The 8,293-nt window shown below is 69.7% G+C and carries 8 protein-coding genes; 2 read left to right on the plus strand and 6 right to left on the minus strand.

From position 1 onward, the window contains the following. The first annotated feature begins 324 nt into the window (after nt 1-324). Together ACWD5O_RS36550 and ACWD5O_RS36555 are read left to right on the plus strand one after the other, a co-directional pair. Complete coding sequence (locus ACWD5O_RS36550; protein WP_450088112.1) at nt 325-501, plus strand: DUF4240 domain-containing protein; 177 nt, start codon at nt 325-327, stop codon at nt 499-501. A 762-nt stretch (nt 502-1,263) separates the two neighbouring features. Next, on the plus strand, nt 1,264-2,445 hold the full coding sequence (locus ACWD5O_RS36555) for a low temperature requirement protein A (protein ID WP_450088113.1): 1,182 nt from the start codon (nt 1,264-1,266) through the stop codon (nt 2,443-2,445). Nucleotides 2,446-2,489: 44 nt separating this feature from the next. On the opposite strand, the gene ACWD5O_RS36560 is transcribed toward ACWD5O_RS36555, so the two are convergent. The 6 genes from ACWD5O_RS36560 to ACWD5O_RS36585 all read right to left on the minus strand — a co-directional run. Beyond that, complete coding sequence (locus ACWD5O_RS36560; protein ID WP_450088114.1) at nt 2,490-2,837, minus strand: hypothetical protein; 348 nt, start codon at nt 2,835-2,837, stop codon at nt 2,490-2,492. Continuing rightward, nucleotides 2,819-3,076: a hypothetical protein gene (locus ACWD5O_RS36565; RefSeq protein WP_450088115.1), complete on the minus strand. Its 258-nt coding sequence runs from the start codon at nt 3,074-3,076 to the stop codon at nt 2,819-2,821. Before ACWD5O_RS36565 ends, ACWD5O_RS36560 begins: the two co-directional genes overlap by 19 nt. 246 nt (nt 3,077-3,322) lie before the next feature. Next, complete coding sequence (locus tag ACWD5O_RS36570; protein WP_450088116.1) at nt 3,323-3,616, minus strand: barstar family protein; 294 nt, start codon at nt 3,614-3,616, stop codon at nt 3,323-3,325. 1,158 nt (nt 3,617-4,774) lie between these two features. After that, nucleotides 4,775-7,111, minus strand: a complete 2,337-nt coding sequence (locus ACWD5O_RS36575; RefSeq protein WP_450088117.1) for a hypothetical protein — start codon at nt 7,109-7,111, stop codon at nt 4,775-4,777. A gap of 405 nt (nt 7,112-7,516) precedes the next feature. Beyond that, on the minus strand, nt 7,517-7,849 hold the full coding sequence (locus tag ACWD5O_RS36580) for a TfoX/Sxy family protein (RefSeq protein ID WP_450088118.1): 333 nt from the start codon (nt 7,847-7,849) through the stop codon (nt 7,517-7,519). After that, the coding region (locus tag ACWD5O_RS36585; protein WP_450088119.1) for a nuclear transport factor 2 family protein at nt 7,836-8,293 on the minus strand (458 nt) is incomplete at its 5' end. The genes ACWD5O_RS36585 and ACWD5O_RS36580, both read right to left, overlap by 14 nt.

The following is an 8,293-nucleotide window of genomic DNA, read 5'->3' on the forward strand; positions in this document are numbered from 1 at the left end:
CGTGTCCTCGCCACCCTGTACGGCAGCACGGCAGAGGAACCCGCGTAGCGGTGACAGTCGACCAACAGCCACGCGCACGGTCGGCGGCAGATCCGGGTGCCCGATCTTGAATCACGCCGGCTCAGACCTACCGACAAGGGGTGGCGAGGATCGTCGCGCCGACCGACGGCACAGGACCGACTTGGTACGGTCTGGCAGTGGAGTGGGCGGTCTTCTGGCGCATCGTCGAAGGTGCCCGGGCTGGGGTGGGTAGTGACACCGAACGCGTCGCCCGGGCGCTCCTCCGTCGCCTTCGCGCGTTGGCCCCAAGCGAGATTGAACAGTTTGAGGAGCTTTTGGTTCCAGGCACAGGACGAGCTCTACAACTGGTCAATCCGGGACGCCGCGACGCTGCTGCTTGGTCCCTTGAGCGAGGATGACTTCCTCGCCGTGCAGGACTGGATCGTGTCGCACGGGCGGCAAACCATGCAGCGTGTCCAGGACGGTCGAGCTGGCGCGTGACCGGCGCAACGCTCGGATTGACTGGTTCTGCGGCCTCCCACTCGAGGCGCACATCGCCGCAACCGGGGCTCCCCTCGCTATCGATGGGCCTTCCTTGGGTGAAGCCCGCGGTGATCACCACCGCGTCCGGGTCGCAGCGCACCCCACGGGCACGCGCGAGATAGACGGCCACCGCCGCCCGCAACGCGGGCAGTCCCGTCGGGTCGGGATGGTCGAACGTGCCGTGCGACGCCGTCGCCAGCACGCGGCGAACACTGCCGGCCCAGACCGTACGCGGGAACGAACCGAGATCGGGAATCCCCGGCCGCAGCTCGATCACCGGCCCGGTCGCCGTCGCGGGCCGCGGCTTCTCGCGCGAGTCGGGCGGTTCGTGAGGTACGTCCGCGACCCGGGTGCCCGAGCCGGGCGCCGACACCAGCCACCCTTCCGCCACCAGTTGCGCGTACGCCTGCACCACCGTGCCCCGGGACAGGCCCTGGTCGGTGGCTCCGGCTCCCGGGCAGGCGCGACCCGGCCGGCAACCGGCCGGTCCGAATGCTCTCCCGTAACGCGTTCTCCAGCGTTCGGCCCGGAAAACCCGCACCCGGATCGAACTCCAGATACAGGTCGAGTGACTCCACCACCCGCCAGCGATCTCAACCGGCTGGCCACGGTGCGGGTGCGGCGACGACTCGTCGACCGGTGCACGTGCGGCTCCACCCGTTTGGGTGGTTTGCCGAGTTTCGACCTTGGTGCGGAGTCCGGATCGGTAGGACGCAGGTGATGGGGGACGAACAGCCAGGCGGGCTACTCAGGGCGCCCCGGGAACGGCAGCCGGTGGCGCTCCTGGAGCTTTTCTTCGACCTGGCGTTCGTCTTCGCCTTCACCCAACTCTCCCGAAAGCTGATCTCGGAGCTGACCTGGACGGGGGCGTACGAGACCCTCGTGCTGCTCCTCTCGGTGTGGTGGATCTGGAGCCTTACGGCGTGGCTGACGAACCGGTTGGACCCTCGCCGCACCACGGTCCAGGTGGTTGTCCTGGGCACCATGATCGCCAGTATCGCGATGGCAGCCGTTCTGGCCGACGCCTTCGACGAGCGCAGCGTTGTATTCGCGAGCGTTTACGCCGTACTCCAGATCGCGATGGCGCTCTTCTTCGCCGTCGCCCTGCCCCAACCGGAAAGGCGCACCGGCTGGCGGCTACTCGTCTGGTCCACCGGCACCGGCGTGCTCTGGATCGCGGGCAGTGTCACCGGCGATGCCGCACGCGCCGTGCTCTGGACCCTCGGCGCGGCGATCAACTACGCCGCGTTCACCCTCCGGTTTCCCACCCCACGGCTCGGGCGGATAACCGCACCCGAGTGGCCCGTCGCCGCCGAGCATATGGCGGAGCGGCACCGCCAACTCTTCATCATCGCCCTCGGCGAACTGATCCTCGTCACGGGGCTCACCTTCACCCGGACGGACTTCACCGCCGACCGGACCGGCGCCTTCGCGGCCTCGATCCTCACCACCGTGCTCCTCTGGAGGATCTACGTCTTCCGCGCCGGAGAGCTACTTGCCGAAGCCATCGACGCCGCCGCCGATCCGATACGGCTGGCCCGCCCCATGGCACTCGCCCACCTGACAATGGTGGCCGGCGTGGTCGTCACCGCGGTCGGCGACGAACTCGTCATCACCCAACCGTTCGGCCACAGTCACCCGGCGTGGGTCGCCGTCCTCGTCGGCGGACCCGCGCTGTTCATCGTGGGACGGGCCCTCCTGGAACACACGGTCTTCGGTCGGGTTTCGCCAGACCGACCGATCGCCCTGCTCACCCTGCTCGCGCTGGCGGCACCGCTGCTGCTCGCCCCACCGCTGCTGGCCGCTGTCGCCATCGCCGCGGTCCTCGCCGCCGTCGTCCTCTCCGATGCGCGGGACGCGCGAAAGCACCCGCCAGCCGCACCACGGGACAGACGGCCGTAGCGGGACCCGGGAGCCCGCCGTGGCAGGCCCCCGGTCCGCGACCGTTACCTGGTTACCGCGAACTCGATCCGGGTCGCGGTGTCCTCGATGCCGGTGAAGCCCTCACCGGGGTTGAGCAGGTCCTCGCCGAAGTCGACGTCGGGATCGTCGGCGGTGCCGCCGATGTTGTCGGCGCCGACGCCGAACATGAGCGCAGGGTTGCCGCCCTGGTCCATGATGTTGGCCTGTTCGTTGAACTGGTCGACGTGCCAGTTGCCGAAGAAGTGACCCGCCTCGTGCGCGGTGACGTTGCCGACCGCCTGCCCGACGAAGGCGATCCGGTCACTGGCCGCCGTCATGTACGTGTTTAGCGAGGCCTCGCCGGACGGGTCGCTCAGCACGTCGAGCAGCACCAGGGCGCTGTCCTCGGTGCCGAAGTTGCCGGGGTTGATGTATTGGGCGATGCCGATCGTGGGGTCCCGGACTCGGCGATCGTGCCGCCGACGATCACCCGGCTCACGTTCGGCTCGCCGAACGGGTCGGCGTGGTCGCGGCTGTTGCGGATCCGCAGGTCGAAGCGCTCGTTGAGGCCGCTCTCGATCATGTCGTGCCGGACGTTCTCCTCGACCTCGGCGACGATCGCGTCGATCACGGCGTCCTCGTCGGCGGTGGTGAGGCCCCACCAGGCCCGACACGCCCTCCGGAACGGCGGCCGATCTGCGCGACGAGACCCGTACGAGGCAGCGTTTCCCCAAGCTCACGGCCTACCTCGACAACAATCCGTGGATCGAGCGTCCATGGAAACGCGCGGCCAGCTGACCACCGCCTGCGCTCGGCGGCATTACAGGATGCATCTTCGGCGCACGTGCGGACTGGAGGAGGGGGCGAGGCGAGGTGTTCAGCGCAGTTCGACCTCGACGCCGTGTTCGGTGAGCATCTGCAGGAGGTAGTCGAGGGTGACCGCTGGCTCGTACCGACGCCGGTTGTAGCCGGCGACGAGGTGTTCGCGGGCTACCGCCGAGTTGTGCCAGACCAGCCGGAACGGTGTGCGGGCACCCCACCTCGAATGCAGGCAGTCGCTAAGGGCGTCGAGGTTCCAACCGAAGTAGCCGCCCGGGCCGTTGATGGCCTCGCCGATGGCGCAGTAGAAGCCCTCGATGTCGGTGACGAAGCGGCCGTCGAGGTCAAACACGATCCCTGCCGACTGGTCCAGGAGATCGGAGCGGCGATAGGCCAGTACCATGCCGGACCATTCGTGCCGTAGCGTCCGGTCGTAGCCGGCCCACAGGTTGCGCTCAGCGGGTCGGCCAGCAAGCCACTGCTCCAGAATGGACGTTTTCCCGTCGAGTGCGGCTGGTGTACCTCGCTGGCGACGGTGACGTCAAGGAGGCCGTCACCGAGCAAGGACGGCACGCTCGACACGATCGTGCCGTACACGAGGCCGCCTATCAGGGGTAACGCCGAGCCATCGGCGGCGATGGCTTCCACGTCGGCTGTTACCTGGCGACGGCGTAGGCCGGTCTTTGTCGACTTCGGCATGGCGGCGATCGCGGCCTGCAGTAGCGGCTCGGGTTGACACCCGACCAGGACGACATGCGGTACCGGTGGCGCGGCCTGGTCCCGGAAGACGCCCGTGATGTCGGCGCAGGCACCGTACGGTGTGTCGTCCGTACCGCGCAGCACGAACCCGGTTACGTCGCCGGGGTGGTCGACGGCGTCCGTGCGATCGTCCACGTGGACGAGGCCTTCCAGGTCGACGTCGACACGCCCTGGCGAGGTCGTCGACGGCCGTTGGCCCAGGACGGTCACGTCGAGCAGATACACGCCGAACCAGCCGTCCCGTGTCGCTCGGTCGTCGGGCATCGCCGACACCCACAGGTTGCCCAACCAGTCGCGGCCGCCGTTGACGGCAATCGCAGCGGGGCCACTGTCGAGGCTCGAGGCGACGGCCCCGTCCGGTACGCAGCCCAGGAGGGTGAAGCGTTCCCGCGGCCGAGGTGGCAGATCGACGAACAACCCGTCGATGTTGACGCACAACGCTAGGACATCCCCGTCGTCGGGAACTGCGGGTCCGCGAAGCAGCCAACGCGGCGAGACCCGCCGATTCCACGTCCACCGCTGCTGCTCCGGCTGGTCGGTCGTTACCTCCCGACCATACTGGCGAATCACGAACTCGCCTCGCGCACCACCCAGCTCGTCGGTGCTCCGCAACGCAGACGCACTACTTTCGGCAGATACGTGTGTCTGATCTTCGGCGAGGGGCAACGATCGGCGTGATCCGTTGGGTAGAGGTCGTCATCGTCGTGGCCGCCCTTTATGAAAGTCCACATTGACGTCCTTGCACAAAGGGCTACGGCGTCAACATTGGCTCCACGAACATCACCGACTGCCCGCGGGAGCCGACGGCGGGTAACCGCTCGATCGCGCCGTCGCGCACCGACAGCCGTACTCCGCTCGCGGGTTCGCGCGGGAAGTGCCAGGGGTGGTAGCCGAAGAGCACGTGTTCGGTGTCCTCCCAGATCGGCTCTCGATACGTCCCCTGTGGGGACCGCCGGCGGTCCTCAGGCAACCACCACACCTGCGGCTGCACCGTAGCTCCCGGCTCGACCGGGAACAGCGTGAGCGCCGGCGGGTTGGAGCGCACCGTCCACAACCGGTCACCGCCGGGCGCGAGCCGGGCCATCTGGTCGACCGGCACCGTCACCGTCGTCCCGTCTGGCCGAACTACGGTGATCCCCTCCACCTTCCGCGCGCTGCCAGTGCCGGTGAGCGGGTCGATCTGCTGCACTGGGTGCGCGTACCGCTCCGGGTCGGTGCCGGGTGTCCAACGCATTGTGGCCCACTGGGCCTGGTGGTCGGCGAAGAAGACCGTGCCGCGGTACGCCCCGACGAGGCTGATCCCCCGGTCGTCTGGCCATGGCATGGTCTCCACCGGGCCGCCGCCCAGGTCGATCACCCGCAGCTGGTACCGCGACACCCGCCGGCGGTGCTCGCTGTCGACCACCGCCACCCGCCGGCCGTCGCCCAGCAGCATCACGCCCGGCATCCGCACCTCGTCGATCTCGGTCGCCTCGCCGGCCGCGGAGACCAACCGGGCCGGGTGCCCGTGGCTCACCACAAGCACGCCCTGCCTGGTTTGGAGTGCCCGGCTCCAGCGCGCGGCTTCGAGCCGGGCCAGGTCCACCCGCGCGCCGTCGCGCCACCCGACCAGGGTGCCGTTCGCCTCGATCACGCCGGCCCGCGGCGGCGCACCGAACGGCGGGCCGGGCGGCTCCTCCCGGTTGCGCTGCGGGAACCTCACGAACATCCCGCGGCCGTCCGCCGCGTCGCCCGCCACCCGCGCCATCGCACCTAGCATGAAGCTTCTGGTCGACGGGCCGTCCGAGTTCGGCGCCGGACCGGACAGCATCGGCGCGGCGACCGACATCCTGGTCGGTGTAACGGGCGCGGCCGGCGCGGTTGGGACGTCCGGTACGGTTGGGGTGACCGGCGCGGTCGGGGGGGCCGACGCCGGGCTCGGCCGGCGTCCCAGCCACAGCCGCAGCGGCTCCCCGCCGTCGACGTGCAGCAGGCCCGTCCGCTCCGCGAAGGCCAGCCCGTCGCGCAGCTCTGCCTCGCTCACCAGCAGCCGTTCGGCCAGCTCGGCGGCTGTGGTCGCCAGCGGTGCCCGGGATGCCCACCTCAACACCGCCTCGAGATCCTCGGCCAGCGGGCCGTACCGGCTGCGGGCGTCCTGCAGCCGGACGGACCGGACCCGGTCGGGCGGCAACGACAGCACCGTGTCCACCCGGGCCGGCCGCCCGGCGCGGTAGCCGTCCGGGCCCCCGCGAACCAGGATGCCGGCGGCGGCCAGCAGCGGCAGCAGGTCACGCTTGCGGCGCACCGGCGGCACGCCCAGCTCGGCAGCGATTTCGTCAAGCCGGCGCTGCTGCCCGGCCAGCCGAGCCACCACCTCCGCGCGCTGGGCGGCGTTGCGCTCATCGAGGTCGGCGTGGCCGGTGGTCAACGGCTCCCGAGGCGGTTGCCACAGCGGCGCGTCGAGCCATCCCGGCGGGCGCGAGTGCGTCCGGCCCCAGTCGTCGATGTGCTCCACGGTCACCGGCCCGGCGTGCTCACGGGCCGCGGCGTTGACAATGCCGGCCAGTTCCATCGGCTCGTACTGCAGCTCGGACTGCCAGCCGTCGTAGCCCGGACCGACGGCCGGCCGGCCGCGAGCCAGCCAGACCGGCGGCTCAGGTGCCGGATCCGGCCAGAAGCGCAGCAACCAGCGATCCCCGAACCGGTCCTCGGTGTCGCCCCGCCGGCGCGCCACCCGGACCCGGTAGCAGCCAGCGCCACCCAGCTCGAGGTCGGCCGGACCGGCGCCGCTGGTCAGGACGGTCAGCGACAGACCCCCGGAGCTCGCACGGTAGGGAGTCTCCAGCACGTCGTCGAAGCCTGCGTGGTCAGCTGGCGGCGGGCCGTCGTGCAGCTCCAAACGCACCATGTGGTGGCCGTCGCCGGCCTGACACAGGATCCAGCCGGCGCCAGCTCCGGCGAACGTGCCGGTCGGCTCGTCTTCACGGTCACGCCCGCGCGGCAACTCCGGATCGTCGCCCGGCTCCCCCGGGTCGTCCGGGTCCCGCAGGACGACGAGTCCATATTCGGGAGAGTAATCGTCGTGCTCGAACGCCCGTACGACGGCCACGGCGGTCAACCTAGCAAAATCCGGCCGTGACCGTAAGGCGGCAGCCGGGGCAGCGACAAGCGCGTCAGGCCAACCAGTCGTGAGAACCGCCCCGTCGGCCCCGACGGTCCACAGCACCGGAGCCACCAGCGCGCGCTGAAGCGGCGACTGTCCAACGTCGTCTACGCCCAGATGGTCGCCGACCAGAAACGACGGCAGGCGGCGGATCCGGGAGGGCACTCGGGGACGACTCTGCAATCCAGCGTGACCGACCTGACCCCGGACATCGGCCCTTCGGACAAGCCACTTCCCGGACCCGCCATCAACCACCCTAAACCCCTGGTTCGAGCGGCGCCTTGACATAAGTGCCACAAGTGGATGGCCAGCTCGCCCGCTGGTACGCGGTACCGGCGGGCGAGCTGACGCCTACCGGCCTGGCAATGTCAACGCGTAGGCCAGCCCGCGCCGTACCCAGGTGACCAGGTCCGAACGCGTGGCACAGGCCTGCTCGGCCACTGTGATCCAGCCCCGCAAGGGTCGGCTGCGCATCACCATTGTGGCGGTACCGGGTTCGGCGAGCATCATCTCGTGGTCAGCTCGGGCGACCCGCACCATCAGGCCTCCGCCGTTGAGTGCGACGACGGCCATGTGGCCGTGCACCAGCCAGGCGAGCCCGCCGAACATCCGCTTCTCGGTAACGCCCGACTGGTCGGCGAGGGCCTCCCGCACCCGGACGGCCAGTTCGTCATCGAACGCCATCACCGGCCTGCCGGCGTTGGAACTCTTCGAACGGCAGACGGTCGAAGATGAACCGGTTGTGGACGATCTTTCCGTCCCGGACCGTGACGCACTCGGCCGCCGGTGCGCTTTTGGCCGGGATCGTTTCGGTGTCGTACATGAGCAGGGCTGTGCTGTCGTCCCCGAATGCGGCGATCATCTCCGCGCTGATCAGGAACTGTTCCGCGAACGGCCTGAGAAACTCGCGGTAGGCGTGGATGCCGGCGAGTCGCCCGGGAGGGGCATCGAGCACGACGTCGTCCGCGATGTAGGTCATCGCCGTTTCGAGGTTTTTGCCGGTCCACGCGCGGTGATGAGCTAAGGCGATCTGCAATGAGCCTTTTTCATCCTCGGTGGGTCGGGTTCTCGACGTGATGTAGGACGAGGATGGCCTGCACGATCGGGGTCGCCCGGTGCGGGCTGCAG

The organism is Micromonospora sp. NPDC005161, assembly GCF_053599855.1.